We start from the raw sequence: 23,965 nt of genomic DNA on the forward strand, positions 1-23,965 counted from the left end.
GTTATGGGCAATAACCATGACAGTATCGCCCTCGACTGGGTTCGGGGTGAAATACAGAGCACGCTGGCTCAGGGCCAGCAGGCTCTGGAAAGCTATGTGGACAACCGTAAAGACGCGGCTCGTTTACGCTTTTGCCTGAACTATCTCCACCAAGTGCACGGCACACTGCGAATGGTCGAGCTTTACGGCGCCTCCCTGCTAACCGAAGAGATGGAAAAACTTACCCAAGCCATTCTGGACAACCAGGTTGACAGCGAAAACGAAGCTGTTGAGGTGCTAATGCAGGCCATTCTGCAGTTGCCGCAATACCTCGACCATATTGACAGAAGCAGTGACGATTTCCCGCTGGTACTGCTGCCCTTATTGAATGATCTGCGTGCCGCACGCGGCGAAGCATTGTTATCTGACACCTCTTTGTTCAAGCCCGATATGTCGCCGGCGCGCGCCCGCGGCACAATAAAAGACGGCCGGTTGCAAGAACCGAAAGTGCGCGACCATGTGCGCAAACTGCGGCAAATGTATCAGTTCGCGCTGGCAGGAGTAGTGCGGGAAGCCGACCTGGACGCCAACTTTGATTACATGCAAAAAGTAATCAAACGCTTGGTTCGGCTATGTCAAAAAACGCCGCGGGGTGAGCTGTGGAAAGCCGCCGCTGGTTTTGTCGAAACACTTCAGCTTAAAGCCAACCCGGTTAACGCGGCTGTAAAGTCGCTGCTGCGGGAGCTGGATAGCGAAATTCGCCAACTAACAGAAAATCCGGACACGGCCTTGGCACACCCGGCGCCAGAGGCTTTGTTCAAAAATCTACTGTATTATGTAGCCCGCGCCCGCGAACTCGATTCACCTCGAATAGAAGCTCTGCGCACTGATTACCAGCTAGCCCAGGCATTACCTTCTGATGATGATGTAGATGCAGCACGTTCACGGGTCAGCGGCCCTAATCGCGATGCCATCCAGTCTGTTGTGCACGCCCTCAACGAAGAGCTCGCCAAGCTCAAAGACTTGCTGGACCTGTTTGTCCGCGCCGACCTGCGCAGCAACGATGAACTCGAAGACCTAGTCCCAGGTTTACAGCAGGTAGCCAACACCCTTGCGGTTATTGGTCTGGACGTGCCGCGTAAAGTAGTCAACGAACAGATTGATCTGGTGGCCCAACTGGCCCGTCAGGATCAGCGTGTATCCGATAACACGCTGATGGACATCGCCGGCGCCCTGCTCTATGTGGAAGCCAGTTTGGCAAATCTGGGCCAGGACGGCCAGCATGAAGATACCGACCAGCGCGACTTGCTGAACCCTGGTTCGCGGGAGCTGGGGGATGCCAACGGTGCACTGCTGAAGGAGTCTCGCAACACTCTGGAACAGGCCAAATCGGCCGTCGTCAACTTTATTGCCTCACAGTGGGACACCCGTGAGATTGAACACCTGCCGGCGCTGCTGCACAGCATCTGCGGTGGTCTGAGGTTGATACCGCTTGAGCGCGCCAGCGATTTGCTGGAAGCCATGGAACGCTACATCACCGACGTGCTGCTGAGCGGTCGCGAGGTGCCCAACTGGCAAGAACTGGATACCCTGGCCGATGCTGTTACCAGCATCGAGTACTATCTAGAACGCTTGAATGACGGGATCCGCGACAACGACAACGTGTTGCGGGTGGCGGAAATCAGTCTAGAAAGCTTGGGTTTCCCGGCAGGCAAGGCGCCTACCTGGCGCCCCAGAGCTGACATCAACGAAGCCGACATCCCCCTAGTGGACACGCCATTGCTGGATGCACCCCTGCTGGACGCCGTATCAGCGCCCACCTTAGACACGGGTGTACCCGCGGACGAACTGTTGGATGACGAAATTGTTGATATTTTCATCGAGGAAGCCGAAGAAGTTCTGGCGACCATCCATAATTACTATCCACGCTTACAGCGGAATCACGACGACCGTGCAGCGCTGGCCGAAATGCGCCGCGCCTATCACACATTCAAAGGCAGCGGCCGCCTGGTGGGCGCCAGCAGCCTGAGCGAACTGGCCTGGGCGGTTGAAAACCTGCTGAACAAACTGATTGATCAAACGGTCAAACCCAACGATGACGTGTTTTCTCTGATCTCTGACGCCAACGCGCATCTACCGCAGCTGATCAATCAGTTCCGCGCCGGCAACCCGCAGGGCGACGTTGCCAACCTGGTTGCTCGTGCCGAAGCCATCACTACCACACGCCGCGCAGATACCAATACCAATACCAATACCAATACCAATACTGCAATCAATACGCCCGCCAGCGCCACAGACCGCACCGATAGCCCGCAAAGCGAGTTGATTGACGACGAAATCCTGGAAGTTTTCATCGAAGAGGCCGGTGAAGTATTAGCCAGTATTGATGAATACATGCCTATGTTGTTGCGTCACTATGGCGATCGTAGCGCCTTAGGTGAAGTGCGCCGCGCCTTTCACACCCTCAAAGGCAGCGGCCGTATGGTCGGCGCCGACGTGATCGGCGAGTTGGCATGGTCTGTGGAAAATCTGCTGAACCGAGTGCTTGACGGCAGCCGCAGCATGAGTGACGCCGTTGCCTCTCTGCTTGGCGATGTTATCGCGATTTTGCCGGCGTTGGTCAGTGATTTTGAACAACATCGCACTCCAACCGTTGACACCCATGAAGCACAAGCCCGCGCCCATGCACTCGCCGACGGCAAAGACATGCTGGCTGCCACTGGCGCAGTTGCCGCAAGCGAAGCCGCCACGGGCGATGTTCTGCAGTCACCCGAGGCAAGGTCCGAGCCAGACGACGAGTCAGACGTAGACCAACTTCTGCTGGACATTTTCGAGAGCGAGGCCCTGTCTCACCTAAAAACGGTGGAAGCCTATATTGCCAGCGCTGCAGATAAACAAACCACAGCCTATACCGACGAACTAACACGGGCACTGCATACCCTTAAAGGCAGCGCTCACACCACCGGCATAACGCCCATTGCCGATTTGGTTACCCCCCTTGAGCGCTTTGTGAAAGACGCCCGCGCTGAAAACAAACGGTGCGACCGCGATGCTATCTCCTTGTTAGAGCAAGGCGTGTTGTTGTTAAACCAAGGCCTGTTGCAACTTCACAGCCAGCCACTGGCAGAATTACCGGGCAGCCGCGAGTTCCTGGAGCAACTGGAACAGCTGGCTAGCGCTACCTTGAAGGGTGCCAGCTACGATGATACCCAGCTATCGTCGGCCAATAGCCGCTCCGCTTTGCTAGAACTCTTTGTTAACGACGACATCGACATCGTGCTTAACGCCAGTAGCATACTGGACCGCTGGACTGCCAACCCCGCTAATAGCCAGGCCCTTGAACAGTTGCGTCACGAACTGACGCGGCTGACCGCGGCTACCGAAATTGCCGGCCTGGACGACATAGCCACGTTGTCGGCGGCGCTGCAAGGCAGCTACAGCGTTCTGGCTGACAGCGACCGCGAGCCAAAGCCCGAACTTCAGGCCTGCCTGCACCTGGCCCATGAGCAGCTGATCAACATGATGGACCAGGCCGCAGCTGGACTGACTATCGACAGCGCAGATCCGCTGCGTCAACAACTGATGGATCTTACCGATGATGTTCTGGCCAGCGATGCCTTCCTCGACGAGTTCCAGCAAGGCGAAGAGCTAAATCAACACCAAAAAATAGACAACGAACCGGCAGCTGCTGAGATAACATTTGAAGCACCCATGCCGCCCTACACGCCGGATACGGACGACGACATAGATCACGAAGTGCTGGAGATTTTCCAGGAAGAAGCCCGCGAGTTGATCGACAGCACCGCCGACGCACTTCAGCGCTTCAGTCAGGACAGCGGCAATCACGATTTATTGCGATTGCTGCAACGAGACCTGCACACTCTCAAAGGCGGTGCCCGCCTGAGTAAAGTGGGCAGTATTGGTGATCTGGCCCACGAACTGGAAACCCTGTTCGAAGGGCTGGTTCAGCAACAACTGGTAATATCGCCGGTGCTGTCTGACTTGCTGTTTAGCTGTCACGACCGTCTGGCTAGCATGGTAGAAACGCTGGAAAATGGCGACAGCCCACGCTCAGCGCCCGACCTGATCGCAGAAATACAACGTTATTCCAGCAACGCTGCAAACGCTGATGCCGATCACTCCCCGGTTGTTTTGCAACCGGAGTCAAGCCCAGACGCACACGACACCAACAGTGTAACCACCGACCCGGAACTGATGGGCATCTTCCTGGAAGAAGCCTATGACCTGATCAACGCCACCGGCAGCGCACTGCACAGCTGGAGCGAGAATCCCGAAAACAGCATGCTTGCCGCCGAATTGCAGCGCGACGTGCACACTCTGAAAGGCGGCGCACGAATGGCGGGCGCAGACGCCATGGGTGATCTAGCACACGCTCTGGAGGATTTGTTCGAGCGGATTACGCGGGGCGAACTGAAGCCCAGGCCAGAGTTGTACGAACTTCTGTTTGCCTGTCACGACCGCCTGGCCGCCATGGTGGAACAAATTGCCACCGGCAAAGCCTGCCCACCAGCTCAGGATCTGATCGCGCAGGTGCATCAGCTGCATCCGCCACAACAGACCGAGCCTTCAGCGCTGGATCAAAAGCCTGCGATAGTAAAACAGGACGTCGAGCAGGAAGCGGCACAGGAAACGCCGGCACCAGAGCAGCAGCAAGTGCCCTCTGTTGCAGTGCCCAAGCCAAAGCCTGCGCGCGCGCAAACCCGCAAGCCCCTGCGCACCGCGCAAAAAACCATTCGGGTGTCGGCGCCGCTGCTTGACGAGCTGGTCAATCTGGCGGGCGAAACCAGTATTACCCGCGGCCGCCTGGAACAGCAAACCAGTGATTTTAGCCACACTCTGGAAGAAATGACCGCCACTATTGAGCGCTTGCGCGAACAACTGCGGCGCATGGACATCGAAACCGAAACCCAGATTCTGTTCCGCGCCGAAAAAGAGCTCGGGCCCGATTACGGTGAAGACTTCGACCCACTGGAAATGGATCGTTATTCGTCTATACAGCAGCTATCGCGGGCTCTGTCGGAATCGTCTTCCGACCTGATCGATCTGCGCCAAACCTTGGCCGACCGGATTCGCGACACCGAAACCCTGCTGGTGCAGCAGTCACGTATCAATACGGAACTGCAAGAAGGTCTGATGAAGACCCGCATGATTCCATTCGCCTCGGTGGTGTCGCGTTTACGCCGTATCGTGCGCCAAATCAGCACCGAGCTAGACAAGAAAGCCAATTTTGAGGTGTACAACGCCGAAGGCGAAATGGACCGCAACGTTCTGGAGCGGATGATTGCGCCTTTGGAGCACATGCTGCGTAACGCGCTGGGCCATGGCGTTGAATCGCCCGCAGAGCGTCTGGCCGCAGGCAAAGCAGAAACAGGGGAAATCAGCCTGTCGCTGCAACGCGAAGGCGGCGACGTTGTTCTGCGCATGCGGGATGATGGCGCCGGCATTTCTACCGAGCAGGTACGTAACAAAGCCGTCAGTCAGGGTCTGATCGGCCCAAATGATTTACTGACAGAGCGCGAGGTTCTGCAGCTAATCATGACACCAGGCTTTTCAACCGCCAAGGAGGTTACCCAGGTATCCGGCCGAGGCGTTGGCATGGACGTGGTAGCGTCAGAAATCAAACAGCTGGGTGGCAGCCTCGACATTCACTCCAGCGCAGGCCACGGCACTACATTTACCGTTCGGCTACCGTTTACTGTGTCGGTTAACCGTGCCTTGATGGTCACCAGCGGCGACAATTTCTACGCCATACCGCTGAACACCATTGAAGGCATAGTGCGGGTGAGCGCCTACGAGCTGGAAGAATATTACAAACCCGAAGCGCCGCTGTACGAGTACGCTGGTCAGGAATATCGCCTGCAATATCTGGGCAATTTGCTGAACAGCGAATACCAGCCCAAGCTTCAGGGCCAGGCACTGCCACTGCCAGTTATTTTGGTGCGCGGCGCAGAGCAACCTATGGCCCTGCAGGTCGACAGCCTCGTGGGCAGCCGCGAAATTGTGGTGAAATCTCTGGGGCCTCAGTTCAACTCTGTGCGTGGCGTATCTGGCGGCACCATTCTGGGTGACGGAAATGTGGTGGTTATTCTTGATCTGCCAGCAATGATCCGCTCCGACATACTGTCAGAGCAGCAGCGCACCAGCTTCAAAACAGACCAGCCGCGCCAGAAACCGCGACTTCACCAGCGCGCCACGCTAGTGATGGTGGTCGATGATTCCGTAACCGTGCGTAAGGTGACGTCGCGCCTGCTTGAACGCAACGGTATGGAAGTCATTACCGCCAAAGACGGCTTGGATGCCGTAACCCAGTTGCAGGATTACCGGCCTGATATCATTCTGCTGGATATTGAAATGCCACGTATGGATGGCTTTGAAGTAGCCGGCTTTATTCGCCACGACGACGTTTTGCGAAATACACCCATTTGCATGATTACCTCCCGTACCGGTGAAAAGCATCGTGAGCGTGCATTAGCCATCGGCGTTAACGAGTATCTGGGTAAGCCGTTTCAGGAGGCCACGCTGCTGGAGGCCATTCGCAGGCTGACAGGTACCCAATGATGGCAACCGGCGCCGGCGCACTGACTATCGGCATAGTGGCAGATACCGTCACGCAGCGGCAACGGCTCAGCTCTAGCCTAAAAGAACTGGGGCTGGTTACCTGTTTTTGCGGCAGTCCAGCGGAGTTTTACGCCAGTGCAACATTGCCGTTGGCAGCCTGCTGGCTTGTTCAGCTGGAAGACGAAGAGGAGCATCCCGAAGATTGGGATCTCGCCCTCATTGACGGAGATGCGCCGGTATTATTAGGACTGGACCCCGCGCCCGCTGAAAACGACAAAGAAAACGCCCGCTGGCAACGTAAACTGGAGAACAAACTGGAGCGCCTGCTCGGGCCGTTATCGGCACCTCAGAGCACAAACGCAGAACCGGTTTTGAACCGCATCAGCAGTTCGGCGCCAAATTCGGTTCCGCTACTGCAACCATCAGAACCCATAGCCGCCAGACAAATATGGGTTCTGGCTGCGTCACTAGGTGGGCCAGAAGCGGTAAAGAGTTTTCTGGACCAGCTTCCCCCCGATTTGCCGGTGGGGTTTGTGTATGCACAGCACATCGACGGTCAGTTTACAGAAGTGTTAACCCGGGTACTGGGTCGCCACTCCCAGTACCGCTTGAAAACAGCAAAGCCAGGTGACGTCATCGCAACGGGGGACGTGGTCATGCTCCCAGTCGACCACGAATGGCAGATAGACGGCAGCGGCGCACTGGAGGAGCTGCCTGGCCCTTGGCCGGGACCCTATGGCCCGTCCATCGACCAGGTGCTGCTGAATATGTCGAATTACTACCATGAAAACTGCCACGCCATTATCTTTTCCGGTATGGGAAGCGATGGGACAGTGGCTGCACCCATGCTGCGCGCTTACGGCAGCCTCATCTGGGCGCAAGACAGCCAGAGCTGCGGGCAACCCTCCATGCCCGAATCGGTCGCCGCCACCGGCTGTGTCAGCTTTCGTGGCACGCCCCAGCAGCTAGCTCAGAAACTGGTCACAACTCTCGAAAACACTGAGCTGCAGCAAAGCAGTCAGCCATCAGATTACACTGGAGGTAACTCATGACCGATAACAACCAGACCCTGGCCTGCGTGATGATTCCGATGATCGGTCGTCAGCTGTTACTGCCCAACGTATCGCTGGCTGAAGTGGTGGACTACAGCCCCGACATTAGCACAAGCGCCAACTCACCCGCCTGGCTGGCTGGCCATCTGGAATGGCGAGGGCTAAGGCTACCAATTATATCCTACGACGCAGCCAGCGGCGGCCAGTTGACACAACCGAATAATCGCCGCGGCCGGGTGGTTATCCTCAACAGCATCGTCGAAGAACACCGCGAACAACCCTTTATTGCTTTGATGACTCAGGGCATACCCAGCCAGAATCGCATTAATCAAAGCCAGATTCAGCGCCTGGACAGCCCGACCGGCATCGCCGACCTAATGGAAGTCGAAGTAGACGGCGAGCGCGCGTGGATTCCCAATTTGGAGTATCTGGAAAGCCTGGCGCAGCAATTACGCTGAGGCCTCAGCCAACCGTGCGGAAACCCTGGCAGCACGGATCGCAACTGTTATAATGTTGCAAATTTCAACGGATACTTGCCATGCCCGCCCGCGCTTTACCCTATCGCCCCCATAATCATGATCTTTGCGTTGATCACGCTCTGGCCCAAGCCAGGGAAATCTGCCGGCGTGACGAGGCGCGGTTAACCCCCGTCAGGGAAAGAGTGCTGGAGCTAATTTGGCAGTCCCACAAACCATTGGGCGCCTACGATGTGCTGGCTCAGTTAAGCGCCGATGGCCACAAGGCAGCGCCGCCAACGGTGTATCGCGCTCTCGATTTTTTACAGCAGCACGGCCTGGTCCACCGTATTGCGTCGCTTAACGCGTTCACTGGTTGCGACCATCCGGGCCAGCACCACTGCGGCACTTTTCTGATCTGCCGCAGCTGTGGCAACGTGCTGGAGTTAGCTGCCCCAAACGTAACCGCTGCTATTAACCAAGCCGCAGCAGCCGAAACGTTTCAGATAGAACAGATTACATTGGAAATTGCCGGCTTTTGCCCGCGCTGTCAGAGCGACAGCACTGATCAGCCGACACCATCATGAACGAGGTTTTGGCAGAACTGAGCAAGGTATCGGTGACGCTCAATGACAGATTGATTGTTGACCGGGTGTCTTTGAGTATAAAGCGCGGCGACATCATCACTATCATTGGCCCCAACGGAGCCGGCAAAACCACGCTGATTAAAACCATTCTGGGCATCCAGAAAGCCAGTTCTGGATCGATTAGCCTGCCGCCCGGCTTGGTGATTGGCTATGTACCACAAACCCTGAACCTCGAAACCACCCTGCCGCTGAGTGTTGAGCGTTTCATGGCGCTGGGCGGCTGCGACCGCAAAGGCTGTCAACAGGCGTTGGCGCGCACCGGTGTAGCCCACCTGATGGCAGCTTCGGTGCACCATCTTTCTGGCGGCGAGAAACAACGACTGCTGCTGGCCCGCGCGCTGGCCCGCCAGCCTGGTCTATTAGTCCTGGATGAGCCAGCTCAAGGAGTCGACATCAACGGCCAGGCCGCGCTTTACGATCTGGTGCGCCAGCTCCGAGACGAACTCAACTGCGGCGTTATCATGATATCCCACGACCTGCACCTGGTTATGGCTGCCACCGACAAGGTTATCTGCCTGAACCAACACGTGTGTTGCAGCGGTTTTCCAGAAGACATATCCCACGACCCGGCCTTTATTGAAACCTTCGGCACCGCCGTCGCCGAGTCACTGGCGGTGTACCATCACCATCACAATCACCGCCATGATCTGCACGGCAACGTTATAGGCGGCGGCTCCGCTATCGATGGCACTCTGAAAAAGGGTACTTTCGACGACGCGGAAGCCGCGCCAACTTGCTCAGGGCACCACCATGATTGATGTCATTCTGGATGACTTTTTCTGGCGCGCGCTGATCGGCGGCCTGGGTGTCGCTCTGGTAGCGGGGCCTCTCGGCTGTTTTGTGGTTTGGCGGCGGCTCGCCTATTTTGGCGACACACTGGCCCATTCGGCGCTTCTAGGCATTGCCCTGAGCTTCGTGATTCAGGTGCCGATTAATGTCGGGGTGATTATCACTTGCTTGGGGTTGGCTCTGGCGCTGGTGCTGTTTTCCCGCAGCAAAACATTAGCCACCGATACCCTGCTGGGCATACTGGCCCACAGTGCTCTGGCCATTGGACTGGTCACCCTGAGCTTTATGCCCTCGGTGCGAATGGACCTGACCGGGCTGCTGTTTGGCGATCTGCTGGCCATGAGCCGCAGCGATCTATGGTGGATTTACGGCGGTGCCGCCACTATTTTGTGCCTGCTGGCGCTGCTATGGCGTGGCCTGCTGATGAGCACCATTCACGAAGAACTGGCGCGGGTTGAAGGGGTGCCGGTAGAACGCCTGCGGCTGGCCCTGATTCTGATGTTCGCTATTGTGATTGCGGTAGCCATGAAAATTGTCGGCGTGCTGCTGATTACTGCACTGTTGATTATTCCCGCCGCCACCGCAAGGCGCCTGGCACGCACACCCGAACAGATGGTGGCTATGGCAATGCTGTTCGGCTTTGTTGCCGTGACCGGCGGGTTGGCCCTGTCATGGGAACTGGACACACCGGCGGGGCCGTCGGTGGTGGTTACCGCATTTAGCTGTTTTCTGCTGATCTCCGCGGTTGGCGGCAAACAACGTGCATAAATCGGCTTAACAGAAAAATTTACCCATCGAAACGCACCGGCTACAGCGGCTGCATCACTGACTCCCACTGGCGCTTTTCCACCAATTCCATAAATTCATCACCCAGGCGCTCACTCTCGGCAATCGCCCGACGCCAGACTTTTTCGCGGCCGGCATCGTCGCCGAGGTACTTTTCAAAATCACGACGGTCCGGCAGCTTTCCATTGGGCAAACTCTCCAGATAGTCCGCCGAGGGCGCCAGCAACAGGACATCCTGCACATGTGATGCGTTAGACTTGCGCCAAGGTAAAGACTTATCAAACCAACCGGGAATTATTCGGTCGGTAAAATGCGGATACAACACGACACCCGGCTGCTGGTACGGCAAATCCAAGTGATAATCCAATAAACCGCCGTCGCGATAAAGCCCTGCTGGCGCTCCAGGAATGTTCGCCACCCCCGACATCACCATCGGAATCGAAGCCGAGGCCAGCAACGCCGGAAGCAGGTTGTCTTGACTCAGTGCAATGGTGTGGCTGGCGAAATCGCGCAGCTCCTCTAACGGTGCCGGTGTGCGAGTGTCCTGCACAATGCCCCGCTCCATGACTCGACCCAGATGCCGGCGCCCCAGCATATTACTCACTATCGCATGCAGCAGCCCCAAAGTTAGACAACCGCGGCTATCGTGCCGTAACAGTCCCAAACTGCGCACCACCATGACGCTGAGCCGATACTGCGGGTGATTCAAAATATGCGGTTCACGCCCACCCAATAACTGTTGCAAAAACTCGAGGCTTTTGCGGGTTACTTCGGCGGCGCTGACCCCTTTCGTAAAACGCTGCTGGGTGTATAGCTCCGCTAGCAACTCCAACTGAGCCACCGGGTTATCAGACGACGCCACCGCCGCAAAGCGCCAACTGCCGATAGAAGAGCCCACCAACGCTCTGGGCTGCGGCACGCTCGGCAGCCAATGACCAAACAGAGTTTTATCCAGGCCGCTCAGGCCCAAGGCTTTGGGCCCACCGGCAGCGCCAGGAATCACGTGAACATCCCCGGCGCTCAGCGGGTTATCCCGTAACCGCCTCATGGCACGAGTACCGGCTCGAATCGTTAAAGCCGGTGTGCGAATATGAATAGCGGTCATGGTTTCTCCTTAACAGGGGACGCGGGCAAGAAAGCCGCAAAGTGTCATCATTATTGGGTTTGGCCGCGGTTTCTCCAGCAAACACAACAACGATTATTCAACAGGGCAGCTTTTTTTCACGGCAAGCCGTGCTAGATTTGACGTATCGAGTAATAAAAAAACCAGCGCGCCAAGCCACAACATCGGGCTGACGAAGGGAGTTCTAGGTGGCCATACCTTTTTTTTTATCGGAAAAATTTACCAGCAACCCAACTTTGGTGGTGATGGGGTTTCGCCGCCAGTTGGTTTATCATTTGCATTTCTGGGCTTGCCTCGCCGTAGCCCCGCTGATTGTGGTGCAGTGGCTTCATCAGAATTACCTATTGTCTGCCCTACTTTTTCTTTTCTGCGCCAACGCTTTACTGGTGATTGGTTTTTTGCGCTTTCGCCAACACTACTTTTTGCGGGGCTGGCTGTTTCCGCTACTGGCGATGAGCTGCGCGGTCTATTCTACCGCCATTAACGGCCATGTCGGGCTTTACTGGGCCTACCCTGCCATTACTGCCGTTTTTTTTCTAATGCCCCTGCGGGATGCCGCCATCAGCAACTTTGTGTTTTTGACCCTGATGGCAGTCACGGCCTTTTACGTATTTCCCCTGTCAGAGTTCTGGCGTATTACCACATCACTAGGACTGACTTGCCTGTTCGCACTGATTTTTGCTTGGCTGGTGGGACGCTTGCAGCAAGAAATGACAGAACTTGCCACCACAGACCCACTCACCGGCTGCCGGAACCGGGCAACACTGGCTGAAAGCCTGACCAACCAAATCAAGTTGTGCAAACGCTATGGCCGGCCATCTTCCATTTTACTGCTGGACCTGGACCACTTCAAAGCCATCAACGACAACTGGGGCCACCACATCGGTGACACCGTATTGGCCGGCATTGCACGCCTGCTGAGCAACCGCCTGCGCGACAACGACCACATATTTCGTATTGGCGGCGAAGAGTTCATGGTGCTGTTGCCGGAAACCAGCCTGCCCGAAGCCGAGACACTGGCCCGTGAGCTGGTAAAAAGCGTAGCCGTTGAACCGTTCCAGACTGGTATTGGGGTCACCATCAGCGGCGGCCTGACGCAGGCCTGTGCCAACGAGACCTGGTCAGTCTGGCTCAAGCGTGCAGACCAGGCACTGTATAAAGCCAAATCCGATGGCCGCAACCGTGTTGTGCAGTTAACTGGCAGCTCGCCGCCGGCCGATATCGGCCTTCAGGGCGACCGCTGAACCGCTACGGCGCTTACCCATAGAGATCATCGCCATTTTGCCTTAAGCTTCCGCCCTTGCCAGATTCAGTAAACCGGACCTTTATTTATGAGCAATTCCCTGACAGACGATCTTGCCGGCCACTACCGCGCCATTATTAATGGCTTGGGTGAAAACTGTGACCGCGAAGGCCTGCAAAACACGCCTCAACGCGCGGCCAAAGCCATGCAGTTCCTAACTCGCGGGTACCAGCAGAATCTGAACGAGTTGGTCAACAACGCGGTGTTCGAATCCGCCATGGACGAAATGGTGGTGATACAAGACATAGAACTGTACAGCATGTGTGAACATCACGTGTTGCCTTTTATCGGCAAGTGCCACATTGCCTACCTGCCCCAGGGCAAGGTCCTGGGGCTGTCCAAATTCGCGCGCATTGTGGATATGTACGCAAGGCGCCTGCAAATCCAGGAAAACCTGACTCGACAGATCGCAGAAGCGGTAGAAAGTGTAACCAACGCCAAAGGCGTCGCCGTCGTGATCGAAGCCCAGCACATGTGCATGATGATGCGTGGCGTCGAAAAACAGAACTCGAAAATGAAGACCTCGATGATGCTCGGCCAGTTCCGAAAGTCACAGGCCACCCGCCTGGAATTCTTCAATCTGATCAGTACCAACCGTTGATCAGTTTCACATTGGCCAGATGGGACACTAGGTAACGGGTAGCACTTACCTTGTTATTTTCTTCCGCGACAGGAGCGTTACATCATGACTGAGGCGTCTGACTCGCAGATTCTCGACATTCTGCAGCAGGTCCGCACCATCGCGTTGGTGGGCGCCAGTGAGGAAACCAGCCGACCTTCCCACGAGGTTATGCATTACTTGCAACAGCAGGGCTACCGGGTAATACCCGTTAACCCACGTTTGGCCGGCCAACTGCTACTGGGTGAAACCGTTTGTGCGGATCTTGAATCACTGCCGGTCGCGGTCGACATGGCAGACCTGTTCCTGGCTGTGCAACGCACCGACGCGGTGATCGACCAGGCTATCGCCATGAAAATTCCGGTCTTATGGCTCCAAATTGGCGTTATTAACCACCAAGGCGCCGATCGCGCGCGACACGCGGGCATGAAAGTGGTGATGGACCGCTGTCCAAAGATGGAAATACCTCGGCTCATACACCGAGGCTGAAGTAATGGCCAACAATCTGGGCATCCAAGTGGTAGCCGAAGGCGTAAAAACCATATAGCAGATCAATTTTCTGTGCCAACGTGGTTGCGGTGTGGCGCAGGGTTATCTGATCAGCCGTCCTATTCCTGCCGTCCAGCTGGAGCAGTGGCTGGAGCCGCAACACGCTGAAAACCCAATTTAACCGTGAGACTCCATGACACATTATCTGACTACCGAACAAGACGCGCGCCTGCGCCGCTGGGAACGGTGGAACCGCAATTATTTTCTGTTCGCCTTCACGGCGTTAATCATAATTTTGGTGTTCAGCAGCCAACTGGGGTTATCTAGCGCCGATGATTGGGACGGGCTGGGCATCATTCTGGTGCTGTTGGTGGGACCAATAGTGGCTATGCAGCTAAAGCTGACCTGTCCCGCATGTAGCGAAAAACTGGGTTGGCAAGCCAAGCTGATGGTTCCGGAACAGTGCAAGCACTGCGGCTGTTTTCTTCGCGCCAAAGGCTGACAACACGTTCACAACATTTGACCTATGAGCAGCTAACAGGTTTTAAGCTACACTTATCGTAAAAGGCGACGGGGTAGTTTATGAAAGTAAAAGACATGGCCCGTGCCGCTGGGGTAACGCCCGACACGGTGCGTTTCTATTCCCGCGAAAAACTGTTGGCACCCAGTCGCGATCCAGCGAACAACTACCAACATTTCTCCAGCGATGATCTGCGCCGCCTACGTTTTGCCCGTAAGGCCCGCCAGCTTGGGTTTTCACTGCCCGAGATTCGCGACATTTTGAACCAAGCCGACGACGAGCATTCTCCCTGTCCCATGGTGCGCGGCGTGTTTGAAAAACGCCTGGCCGAGGTTGGACGCCAGATTAACGAGCTCCAGCAACTGCACCAGCGCATGCAAAAAGCCCTCGACGCTTGGCGCGATATGCCCGATGGCACGCCAGACGGCCATACCATCTGCCGTTTAATTGAACACTGGGATCAGGCCGAACCTAACCTGACGGAGGAACTCTGAATCATGGACAGCACAACCGCTAACACCGAGAACCGGCTCAGCATTGCCGGTGCCACCTGCCAGGGCTGCGCCCGTAAAATCCGCGTGGCATTAGAACCTTTGGTCACCGACAGTGCCGCGGTGGATGTGAACATCGAGCAGAAAACCGTCACCTTGCCCGCAGGCATCGACCCCGCCGACGCTGCTCGCAGAATCACCGAAGCGGGCTACCCAGCGGAGATTCTTTATGCCGAGCCCGCCGCCAAAAGCTGCTTTACCAACAAGACAACGCCATCTTGTCTCAGCAAAAAGGGTAACGCTGATGAAGCAGAAGCCCCAGCGCCAGAGCTTGTCAGCGCCGCCAGCAACAGCAACGACGGCATTCAGCTGGCGGTCACCGGCGCCACCTGCGCGTCTTGCGTCAGCAGCATCGAAAAAGCCTTGAAGTCGGTCAGCGGCGTTACCCACGCCCACATGAACCTGGCCGACAATACCGCCAGCGCCAGCGGTCAAGTCGCGCCGCAAGCACTGATCAAAGCCATCGAAAGCGCCGGCTACGGCGCCAGCGTGATTGATGATCCAGACACTGCAGACGAACGCCGCCAACAGCAAGATCGCAGACGCTACCGCACCTTGCTGGTAAAAATGGCGATCAGCCTGTCACTGGGTGTAGGCCTGATGGTCTGGGGCATGGGTTTCGGTTCAATGACCGTAGATGCCGGTAACCAGACCACCTGGGTCAATCTGGGCATTCTGACTCTGAGCGTGATGATTGCCACCGGCAGCCATTTTTTCACCAGCGCCTGGAAGGCCTTTCTCCATCACAACGCCAATATGGACACCCTGGTAGCCCTGGGCACCGGCACCGCTTGGATGTATTCCATGGTGGTGGCGGTACTCCCCGCAGCCCTGCCAGAAATGGCGCGCCACGTGTATTTTGAAGCTTCGGCGATGATCATTGGTCTGATCAATCTGGGCCAGGCATTAGAACTTCGCGCCAAAGGCAAAACCTCCGAAGCCGTGCGCCGACTGCTGGATCTGCGCGCTAAAACCGCCCGCGTGATCCGCGACGGCCAAGAACAAGACCTGCCCATAGAGCAGGTGCGTAAAGGCGACCAGATCCGCGTTCGGCCCGGTGAACAGCTGCCGGTGGACGGTGTAGTGCGCGAAGGCAACACCCGCGTTGACGAAAGCATGCTCACCGGCGAGCCCATGCCGGTCAGTAAAGGCCAGGGCGACGAAGTGTCTGCCGGCACGTTGAACACCCGTGGCAGCATTGTGTACGAAGCCACCCGTGTAGGCAGCGACACGGCCTTGGCGCAAATTATCCGTCTGGTAAAAAAAGCCCAGGGCTCGAAACCCTCGATAGGCCGCCTGGCGGATAAAATTTCCTCGGTATTTGTGCCCAGTGTGATGCTAATCGCCATAGCCGCCGCGCTGGTCTGGTACAACCTGGGGCCAGACCCGGCGGTAGCGCACATGATGGTGGCCGCCACCACCGTATTGATCATCGCCTGCCCCTGCGCCTTGGGCCTGGCCACGCCCATGTCGGTGATGGTCGGCGTCGGCAAAGCCGCTGAATACGGCGCGCTGATCCGCCAAGGTGAAGCCCTTCAAACCGCTGGCAAAATCAACCTGGTCATTCTGGATAAGACCGGCACTATTACTGCCGGCAAACCCGCGGTTACCCAAGTGCATGTAATAGACGGTGATGAAATGCATCTGCTGGCCCTGGCAGCTGGTCTTGAGCAGCATTCAGAGCACCCGCTGGCCTACGCTATTATGGAAAAAGTCCGGCAGGACACTATTCAACCGGCCGACATAACCGGCTTCGACAGCCTCAACGGCCAGGGTGTCGCCGGGCAACACAATGGCGACACCCTGCGCCTGGGCAACCGGCGTTGGCTGGTAAATGAAGGGCTGGATGTAACCCCGTTGGACCAGGCCGCCCAAAGTATTACCGACAACGCCGGCACCCCCCTGTTTGTTGCTCTGGGCAAACGGGTACTGGGCGTTATTGGCGTTGCGGATGCCATCAAACCCGATTCCCGGGCCGCCATTGAACGGCTGCATCAGGCCGGCATAAAGGTAATGATGGTCACCGGCGATGTGGACGCCACCGCCAAGGCCATCTGCGCCAGTGCCGGCATTGACGATTATCGTGCCGGAGTGTTGCCGGAAGACAAAGCCGACGTGGTTAATGAGATGCGTAAAAAAGGCTATACCGTCGCCATGGTGGGTGACGGCATTAACGATGCCCCGGCTCTGGCCGCCGCCGATGTTGGGTTTGCCATTGGCACCGGCACTGATGTAGCCATTGAAAGCGCCGCCATTACGCTGATGCGTGGTTCCCTACACGGGGTTCCCGACGCCATCGAAATATCCCGCGCCACGGTAAAAAACATTCACCAGAATCTGTTCGGCGCGTTTATTTATAACAGCCTGGGCATCCCCATTGCCGCCGGCCTGCTGTACCCATTGTGGGGCATTCTGTTAAGTCCGATCATTGCCGGTGCAGCCATGTCGATGTCGTCGGTTACCGTGGTTACCAACGCTAACCGGCTGCGACTGTTCAAAACCAGTCGCAAAGAAGACATCCCCACCAAACAGGAACAGAACCAATGACATTTTTTTTGGTCAACCTCACAGGTTTAGCGCTGATGGCCGCCGTCGTCTGGTGGTTCTGGTTGGCGCCCACTGACACCAAAACGAAGAGGTAACACTGATGAAGCAACATACTCTAGCCATGTTACTGGGCGCTAGCCTGAGCTTTGGCTCGGCCCTGGCAAACGCCGAATCTGAGCACAACATTCACGTCTACAAATCGCCCACCTGTGGCTGCTGCACCGACTGGGTCAAACACCTGGAGGACAACGGTTTTGAGGTGGAAGTCAGCGAAGTCGACAATGTCACGCCGGTGAAAATTGAAGCCGGCCTGACACCGGCCCTGTCCAGTTGCCACACCGCGTTTATCAACGATTACGTGATTGAAGGCCACGTGCCGGCAGGCGACATCAAACGCCTGTTAAGCCAAGCGCCCCAAGCCCGTGGCTTGAGCGTGCCGGGCATGCCTGCAGGTTCACCAGGAATGGAAATGGGCGACCGCAAAGATCCGTACCAAGTGCTGTTATTCAACGCCAACGGCCAGACCCGGGTGTTTGCCGAACACAACTGATTGCCGCACGATTTTGAGTGCGGTTGCGCCGCGCCGGACCAATGCACCCCGATCGAGCTGATTCTGAACAACAATGCCAATCAGCCCTTACAACCGGCACAACGTGTAAAGCACCGCGACATTTTTATATAATTTGGTGATTATTTGCTCTAATATCTGGCTCCTTATTTTATGACTTTGTGAAAAAAATCATCGATAGAGAGCCTCGTTGAATCTGAAAAATCGAATTCTCAGCCTTGCTGCTGGCCTGATGATCGTGGCAAGCATTGCCACATGGACCGCGTATCAGCAGTTGTCAGATAATCTGATCGAACGCTGGGGTAAGCAGGTCGCTGAAATTCAGGTGCATTATGATAGCGCCCGTCTGCTGCAGTCGTTAGAGCGCGAAATAGCCCTGGCGCGGCAAATGGCGCGCTCTCAAGCCCTTCTGGCACTGGCAAGAACCCCTGACGGCCCGTTAATCAAAGCCGCCGCCATTGGTGAAATGGAAAGCTTCCGCAATAATTTTCGCGACCACAGCTATTTTGTCGCCTTTTTAAGCAATGGCCACTATTACTACAACAACACATCCAACGACTATCAGGGCCAGCAATTCCGCTACACTCTGGACCCAAACGAGCCCGATGACGCCTGGTTCTACCGACTGATTGACGAAGGCCGCGACTTCCATCTGAATGTGAATCCCGACACCAACCTGGGTGTAACCAAACTGTGGATTGACGTACTGATGCGCAACAAAGAGAACGTCATCGTGGGTATGGTAGGAACCGGACTGAACCTTGATGACTTTCTGAAGGACATTGTCGATACCGACCAGCAAGGCATCACCACATTGTTTGTGGATATGAACGGCGCCATTCAGCTATACCGCGATCGCAATTACATCGATTTTGCCACCATTATCAAGCCCGAAGGCCAAAAAAGCACCATTGACCTGCTGTTCGACAGCGCCGACGACAAACGCCAAATACTGGATATGCTGACCAGTCTGAAAGACACAAGCCACACCGTCGAAAGCCGTTTTGTGACCGTCAATGGCCGCAAACATTTAGCAGGTGCCGCTTTTTTACCCGCTATAGGGTGGTATGAAGTCACGCTGATTGACCTGAGCACCTTGCTACCCAAAACGCATTTATGGCCCCTGATAGCGGTTTTTAGTGCCAGCTTGCTGATTACTCTGGCAGCGTTTCACCTGGTGGTCCAGTTTCGCATTCTCTCCCCGGTTCTGCGTCTCGGCGCCGCCGTTAATCAAGTACGTCGCGGCAATTTTGACTTGCCACCGTTGGCCAAGCCCGGCAACGAAATTGGATTGCTGGCCGCCGACTTTGAGGAAATGACACGAACACTCAAACATTCTCGCGATGAGCTTGAACACAAAATTGCCGAACGCACTACAGACCTGCATTCGCTAGCGCGGGTAGATTCGCTGACCGGACTTTGTAACCGCCGCAGTCTGGATGAAATCCTCGATGTCGAGATCCAGCGGGCCAGTCGGCAAAATGCCGGTTTTGGCGTTATGTGGCTAGACATCGACAACTTCAAGGCTATAAACGACAGCCTTGGCCATCAAACCGGCGATGAAGTTCTATGTCAGGCAGCGCTCTGGATACAGTGCAGTCTTCGCCCGTATGACCAACCCGGGCGATGGGGTGGCGACGAGTTTATGGTGGTGTTGTCGCCCTGTGATCATAATGTTCTTCGTTTTCTGAGCGAGCGTTTGCGCCAGACCGTTGAACGCGAAAGTGCAAACGGTAATCTACCGATTACGGTTAGCGTAGGCGCTTACCTGTGCCAACCCGGCGACAGCGCCAAAACCATCCTGCACGAAGCCGACCAAGCGCTTTACCAAGCCAAAGCCTGCGGTCGCAACACGGTGGTCATCGCAAACAAGGACCATCAAATCCCAGGCTGACCTAACAAATAAAGCCTCAGCCACGCTCTCATTGCCTAACGGGTCTGACTCACTGCACCTTTACAGTTATACTGCGCGGCAACATTCATTTTTTTATCAGCCAGGTTACTTCATGCTCAATGCCGACGCTATCAGCCAGTTGCGCCAGCTGAAATCTAATATCGAAGAACACAAAGTGGTTCTTTCCGGCACCGTAAAAGCAACCAATGGCCGCTTTGGCTTTGTTGCTCTGGACGACGGCAGAGATGTGTTTCTTCCGCCCGAGGAAATGCAAAAAGTGCTGCCCGGCGACCGCATCAACGTCACCGAAAAGGAGGTCGAGAAAGGCAAAACCCAAGGCTTGGTAGAAGAGCTGCTGAACAGCTCGCTGGATACTTTTGTAGGCCGCTACCAGGTCAAGGGTAAAGGCCACTTTGTGGTGCCGGAAACAGCGGGCATTAACCGCTGGATCTTCATACCGCCAAAAGAGCGTAACGGCGCCCAGCCCGGTGATTACATATATTGCCGCTTGCACCGCCACCCGATCAAAGACGGCAAAGGCCAGGCCCGGGTACTGCGGGTAATAGGCCAGGCCGGCGATGCCGGTATTGAGCGGGCGCTGACCATGGCCGGTTTTGATTTGTCTGACGCATGGCCAGAGGCAGTGCAGCAACACGCCCAAGCGCTCAGTGAAGACGCAATAGCCGCACACAGCGCAGGGCGAGAAGACCGCTGCTCGCAGCCCTATGTCACTATCGACAGCCCTGGCACCCAAGACATGGACGACGCCCTACTGGCGGTGCCAAACGCCACCGGCTGGGCGCTGTCGATTGCCATTGCAGACCCCACCGCATTGATTGAGCCAGGCAGCGCCACCGAACGCGAAGCCATGCGCCGAGCCACCGCCATTTACTTCCCGGGGGAGCCGCTGCCGATGCTGCCCGATGCCGCCAGCACCCGCTTGTGTTCGCTGCAGCCCGATACGACGCGCCTGGCTTTAGTGTGCGATTTGCAGGTTAACAACGATGGCAGTCTGGGCGATTACAGTTTTCACCAGGCCAGCATCCGCTCCCACGGCAAGCTCAGTTATGAACTGGTTGCCAACTTGATTGACGGCCGCGAAGACGACGACATTAAAGCCCTGTCGTCAGCCGTGTCTAACAGTCTGGACCAACTGCACCAGGCCGCTACGGCGCTGCGGCGCTGGCGCGTCGAACACGCTCTTATTAGTGGTGACCGCACGGAGTTCCGCCTGCGGCTGGACGAAAACCGCCGTATTCGCAGCATCGAACCCACAGTTCAAAATGAAGCCCACCGCCTGGTAGAAGAGTGCATGGTAGCGGCCAACCGCTGCGCCGCCGACTTTCTGTCGCAGCACAACAAAGGTCTGTTTATTTGTCATAGCGGCCTGCGCGCCGACCGTCACGTCAACATCCGCAAGCTGCTGGAACAGCACATGCCACAGCTTGCCGAGCTGGATGTTGCCCAGGCAGAGAGTTTCAAAACACTGATGAAAACCGCCGACAGCCTGAACGCGGATGCCCCGGTAAAATCCATTGTCGCGCGCCAACTGGCTCGCGCCGAACTGGCCTTCAGCCCCGCACCGCACCAGGGTATGGGGCTTGCTGCCTACACCACGTTCACATCGCCGCTGCGCAAGTTCACCGACTTTTACGTACACCGGGTGATTAAATCGCTGATCTGGCAGGCGCCGTTGGAAGAATTGGACAACAACGCCCTCAGCACGCTTCAGGCGACTCTGATACAGGCTCGCCAGGCCGCCAACAGCTTAGAGAACTGGCTTAAAAGCGACTTTGCAAAAACGTTGGGCGAAGATGACATGGGCGGCGTAATTAGCCGCACCATTCCCGCCGGCTTTTTTGTGCGCTTAAATTGCAACGGCTTGGAAGGATTTGTCAGCTGCCGTGACCTGGATGGAAAATACAGTTTTGACCCGGTCACCCTGCGCTTGATTCACAACAAAAATGGCCGCATCTTCCAACTCGACCAGGCCGTTATCGTGCGCCTGACCGGGGTGGATGACGAACGCCGTCAGATCAATCTGACGCTGCAGGAGCCGAAGCAGGAACCTGTCCCAGCATCTGCGTAATGCGCTGGTCTTTGGCTTGCCACTGTTCGGCAAGCCAAAGTTTTACGTTACGGCGGTATTCAGAGTCGGCCATGTAGTCGCGGCCTTTGAGGTTGTCGGGAATGGCCACGGTATGAATTTCCATTTTGATTTCTGGTACCTGGCCACACAAAAACTGCCAGAAGGTCGGCGCACCGCCGGGGTAGGCAATGGTCAAATCCACCAATGTTTTGACTGAGTCACCCATAGCGTCTAACACAAAACCGACACCGCCAGCTTTAGGTGGTAACAGGTGAGTGTAAGGTGATTTTTGGGCGGCATGCTTGGCCGGCGTAAAGCGCGTGCCTTCTACGAAGTTCATAATACTGACGGGCGTATGCTGGAACTTCTCACACGCGCGGCGGGTGGCTTTCATGTCTTCACCGCGTTTTTCGGGGTGCTTTACCAGATACTGGCGCGAATAGCGCTTCATAAACGGGAAATCCAGCCCCCACCAAGCCAAGCCGATAACCGGAACCCACACCAACTGTTGCTTCAGAAAGAACTTCAAAAACGGTGCGTTACCGTGAAAAACCCGCTGCATGGCCAGAATGTCCACCCAGCTCTGGTGGTTGCTCAGCACCAGATACCAGCTTTTCTGCTTCAGCTCTTCGGCCCCGGTCACTTCCCAGTGGGTGCCCTGGGTGAGTTTCATCCAACCACTGTTACAAGCTACCCAAATTTCGGCCACGCGAATAATCAGCTTGGTGCACAGCACACCAAAACCCTTGTGGGGAATAATCAACTTCAACAGCGCCGGGATATATAAGAGTAGGCACCACACCAGGGTGTTCAGTAACAACAGCAACGAATTCAGTACACCAATCACCGGCGCAGGTAAAAAACTGAGCATGGGTTCATTCCACTTTGAAAATTTATGACCACTAATCATAACAACCACGTTGGGTCTTGGGCAGAGGCGAATGCCACCTACTGTTCCCAGCGTGGTATCGTTATTGCATTATTATAGTGTCATCATAGCAACAAGAACGGACTCCCGCTGATGAACCCTGTCGAGCCTTTTAATTTGGACCTGCGCGCCCTGGCCACTTTTTTGGTGGTGCTGGACGAAGGCAGCGTATCGCGGGCCGCAGTAACGCTTGGGGTTAGCCAGTCGGCCGTCAGCCACACCTTGGAGCGTTTGCGCCAGGCTTTGGGTGACCCTCTGTTTGTTAAATCCGGGCGTGGTATTACCCCTACCCGTTATGCTCAGCAAGCTGGCCCGCACATTCGCCAGGTGCTGGATGATTTGCGCGCGCTGTCCTCCGGCCCACCGTTCAGCCCGCAAACCGCAGAACTGGTGTTTACCATCGCCGCCAACGATTATGAGCGCGACCTCTTACTGCCCGGCTTGCTGGCTACTTTGCGTGAGCAGGCGCCGGGCATTCGCCTGCAGGTGATCGCCGCCGGCATTCCCAGCGCCGAGCTGTTACGCCAGGAAACCTGCGATCTTATTGTGTCGCCGCATCCACCGGAAGCCAGCGATATTATGCAACGTGGCCTGATGGCCGACCGCATGGTGGTATTTTATGATCCGGCCCAGCGCGAGCCGCCTCATACCCTGGCCGATTTCCTCAAAGCTGACCACATCAGCCTGATGCTGGGTTCGGCCGAACAGCCGGGGCTGGACCAAGCCCTGAGCGCCCGCAATCTGCGCCGCACCAAACGGGTCAGCGTGTCAAACTTCTCGGCTCTTGCCAGCCTTTTATACGGTACCGACATGTTGGCAGTGGCGCCGGAACGTATGGGTCAGCAGCTGTTGTCGCGGGCCGCCTGGGTGCCACTGCCGTTCGACTACAAGCCTTTTACCCTGTTGATGATCTGGCACCAGCGCTATCAGAACGATGCTGCCCACCGCTGGTTACGCAATCAAATAAACGCGGTGGCAGCCACCATGAATGGAATGACTCAATAATCAATCGATATCATTCATAGGTTGTATGACAACTGACAGGCT

General features: G+C 56.2%; 18 protein-coding genes. 16 read left to right on the top strand and 2 right to left on the bottom strand.

Going from position 1 to position 23,965, the window contains the following annotated elements; translation table 11 throughout:
* Positions 1–3 precede the first annotated feature (3 nt).
* From ABA45_RS17270 to ABA45_RS17295, 6 genes are all read left to right on the top strand, one after another.
* On the top strand, positions 4–6,558 hold the full coding sequence (locus ABA45_RS17270) for an Hpt domain-containing protein (RefSeq protein ID WP_048388225.1): 6,555 nt from the start codon (positions 4–6) through the stop codon (positions 6,556–6,558).
* Positions 6,555–7,610, top strand: a complete 1,056-nt coding sequence (locus tag ABA45_RS17275; protein WP_084708381.1) for a chemotaxis protein CheB — start codon at positions 6,555–6,557, stop codon at positions 7,608–7,610. Before ABA45_RS17270 ends, ABA45_RS17275 begins: the two co-directional genes overlap by 4 nt.
* Positions 7,607–8,068, top strand: coding sequence for a chemotaxis protein CheW (locus ABA45_RS17280; protein WP_048388229.1), 462 nt, complete (start codon positions 7,607–7,609; stop codon positions 8,066–8,068). Before ABA45_RS17275 ends, ABA45_RS17280 begins: the two co-directional genes overlap by 4 nt.
* An 80-nt stretch (positions 8,069–8,148) precedes the next feature.
* Positions 8,149–8,652: a Fur family transcriptional regulator gene (locus ABA45_RS17285; protein ID WP_048388231.1), complete on the top strand. Its 504-nt coding sequence runs from the start codon at positions 8,149–8,151 to the stop codon at positions 8,650–8,652.
* Positions 8,649–9,470, top strand: a complete 822-nt coding sequence (gene znuC / locus ABA45_RS17290; protein ID WP_048388233.1) for a zinc ABC transporter ATP-binding protein ZnuC — start codon at positions 8,649–8,651, stop codon at positions 9,468–9,470. Before ABA45_RS17285 ends, znuC begins: the two co-directional genes overlap by 4 nt.
* Positions 9,463–10,269, top strand: coding sequence for an iron chelate uptake ABC transporter family permease subunit (locus ABA45_RS17295; protein ID WP_048388236.1), 807 nt, complete (start codon positions 9,463–9,465; stop codon positions 10,267–10,269). Before znuC ends, ABA45_RS17295 begins: the two co-directional genes overlap by 8 nt.
* A 40-nt stretch (positions 10,270–10,309) precedes the next feature.
* On the opposite strand, the gene ABA45_RS17300 is transcribed toward ABA45_RS17295, so the two are convergent.
* Entirely contained in the window at positions 10,310–11,392 is a 1,083-nt protein-coding gene (locus tag ABA45_RS17300; protein WP_048388238.1) for a patatin-like phospholipase family protein, read from the bottom strand.
* A 206-nt stretch (positions 11,393–11,598) separates the two neighbouring features.
* Here ABA45_RS17300 and ABA45_RS17305 point away from each other — a divergent pair, with 206 nt between their 5' ends.
* The 9 genes from ABA45_RS17305 (at position 11,599) to ABA45_RS17350 (ending at position 21,990) form a co-directional block, all read left to right on the top strand.
* Positions 11,599–12,654, top strand: coding sequence for a GGDEF domain-containing protein (locus ABA45_RS17305; RefSeq protein WP_053076208.1), 1,056 nt, complete (start codon positions 11,599–11,601; stop codon positions 12,652–12,654).
* Positions 12,655–12,741: 87 nt separating this feature from the next.
* On the top strand, positions 12,742–13,314 hold the full coding sequence (folE, locus tag ABA45_RS17310; protein WP_084708382.1) for a GTP cyclohydrolase I FolE: 573 nt from the start codon (positions 12,742–12,744) through the stop codon (positions 13,312–13,314).
* Between the two features lie 84 nt (positions 13,315–13,398).
* Positions 13,399–13,821: a CoA-binding protein gene (locus ABA45_RS17315; RefSeq protein WP_048388240.1), complete on the top strand. Its 423-nt coding sequence runs from the start codon at positions 13,399–13,401 to the stop codon at positions 13,819–13,821.
* A 193-nt stretch (positions 13,822–14,014) separates the two neighbouring features.
* Positions 14,015–14,323, top strand: a complete 309-nt coding sequence (locus tag ABA45_RS17325) for a hypothetical protein (RefSeq protein ID WP_014872967.1) — start codon at positions 14,015–14,017, stop codon at positions 14,321–14,323.
* 80 nt (positions 14,324–14,403) lie between these two features.
* Positions 14,404–14,835, top strand: a complete 432-nt coding sequence (locus ABA45_RS17330) for a MerR family transcriptional regulator (RefSeq protein ID WP_048388246.1) — start codon at positions 14,404–14,406, stop codon at positions 14,833–14,835.
* 3 nt (positions 14,836–14,838) lie between these two features.
* Entirely contained in the window at positions 14,839–17,439 is a 2,601-nt protein-coding gene (locus ABA45_RS17335; protein ID WP_048388248.1) for a heavy metal translocating P-type ATPase, read from the top strand.
* Between the two features lie 100 nt (positions 17,440–17,539).
* On the top strand, positions 17,540–17,989 hold the full coding sequence (locus ABA45_RS17340; protein WP_048388250.1) for a DUF411 domain-containing protein: 450 nt from the start codon (positions 17,540–17,542) through the stop codon (positions 17,987–17,989).
* Positions 17,990–18,197: 208 nt separating this feature from the next.
* Positions 18,198–19,901 carry a diguanylate cyclase domain-containing protein gene (locus tag ABA45_RS17345; RefSeq protein ID WP_048388252.1) on the top strand — a complete coding sequence of 568 codons (1,704 nt, stop codon included), beginning with the start codon at positions 18,198–18,200 and terminating at the stop codon, positions 19,899–19,901.
* A gap of 112 nt (positions 19,902–20,013) precedes the next feature.
* On the top strand, positions 20,014–21,990 hold the full coding sequence (locus ABA45_RS17350; RefSeq protein WP_048388254.1) for a ribonuclease R family protein: 1,977 nt from the start codon (positions 20,014–20,016) through the stop codon (positions 21,988–21,990).
* Here the strand turns inward: ABA45_RS17350 and ABA45_RS17355 are convergent.
* Positions 21,938–22,861, bottom strand: a complete 924-nt coding sequence (locus tag ABA45_RS17355; RefSeq protein WP_048388256.1) for an acyltransferase — start codon at positions 22,859–22,861, stop codon at positions 21,938–21,940. The two genes, ABA45_RS17350 and ABA45_RS17355, sit on opposite strands and share 53 nt — an antisense overlap.
* A gap of 150 nt (positions 22,862–23,011) precedes the next feature.
* Between ABA45_RS17355 and ABA45_RS17360 the strand changes: the two genes are divergently transcribed.
* Positions 23,012–23,923 (top strand): LysR family transcriptional regulator, encoded by a 912-nt coding sequence (locus tag ABA45_RS17360; RefSeq protein WP_048388258.1) that lies wholly within the window; start codon positions 23,012–23,014, stop codon positions 23,921–23,923.
* Positions 23,924–23,965 lie beyond the last annotated feature (42 nt).

It is taken from the genome of Marinobacter psychrophilus (assembly GCF_001043175.1).
GTDB classification, from domain to species: Bacteria; Pseudomonadota; Gammaproteobacteria; order Pseudomonadales; family Oleiphilaceae; genus Marinobacter; species Marinobacter psychrophilus.

Bases quoted from the DNA above. Each gene is read 5' to 3' on its own strand.
- ABA45_RS17270 (WP_048388225.1), top strand. From the start codon at position 4: ATGGGCAATAACCATGACAGTATCGCCCTCGACTGGGTTCGGGGTGAA.
- ABA45_RS17275 (WP_084708381.1), top strand. From the start codon at position 6,555: ATGATGGCAACCGGCGCCGGCGCACTGACTATCGGCATAGTGGCAGAT.
- ABA45_RS17280 (WP_048388229.1), top strand. From the start codon at position 7,607: ATGACCGATAACAACCAGACCCTGGCCTGCGTGATGATTCCGATGATC.
- ABA45_RS17285 (WP_048388231.1), top strand. From the start codon at position 8,149: ATGCCCGCCCGCGCTTTACCCTATCGCCCCCATAATCATGATCTTTGC.
- znuC (WP_048388233.1), top strand. From the start codon at position 8,649: ATGAACGAGGTTTTGGCAGAACTGAGCAAGGTATCGGTGACGCTCAAT.
- ABA45_RS17295 (WP_048388236.1), top strand. From the start codon at position 9,463: ATGATTGATGTCATTCTGGATGACTTTTTCTGGCGCGCGCTGATCGGC.
- ABA45_RS17300 (WP_048388238.1), bottom strand. From the start codon at position 11,392: ATGACCGCTATTCATATTCGCACACCGGCTTTAACGATTCGAGCCGGT.
- folE (WP_084708382.1), top strand. From the start codon at position 12,742: ATGAGCAATTCCCTGACAGACGATCTTGCCGGCCACTACCGCGCCATT.
- ABA45_RS17315 (WP_048388240.1), top strand. From the start codon at position 13,399: ATGACTGAGGCGTCTGACTCGCAGATTCTCGACATTCTGCAGCAGGTC.
- ABA45_RS17325 (WP_014872967.1), top strand. From the start codon at position 14,015: ATGACACATTATCTGACTACCGAACAAGACGCGCGCCTGCGCCGCTGG.
- ABA45_RS17330 (WP_048388246.1), top strand. From the start codon at position 14,404: ATGAAAGTAAAAGACATGGCCCGTGCCGCTGGGGTAACGCCCGACACG.
- ABA45_RS17335 (WP_048388248.1), top strand. From the start codon at position 14,839: ATGGACAGCACAACCGCTAACACCGAGAACCGGCTCAGCATTGCCGGT.
- ABA45_RS17340 (WP_048388250.1), top strand. From the start codon at position 17,540: ATGAAGCAACATACTCTAGCCATGTTACTGGGCGCTAGCCTGAGCTTT.
- ABA45_RS17350 (WP_048388254.1), top strand. From the start codon at position 20,014: ATGCTCAATGCCGACGCTATCAGCCAGTTGCGCCAGCTGAAATCTAAT.
- ABA45_RS17355 (WP_048388256.1), bottom strand. From the start codon at position 22,861: ATGCTCAGTTTTTTACCTGCGCCGGTGATTGGTGTACTGAATTCGTTG.
- ABA45_RS17360 (WP_048388258.1), top strand. From the start codon at position 23,012: ATGAACCCTGTCGAGCCTTTTAATTTGGACCTGCGCGCCCTGGCCACT.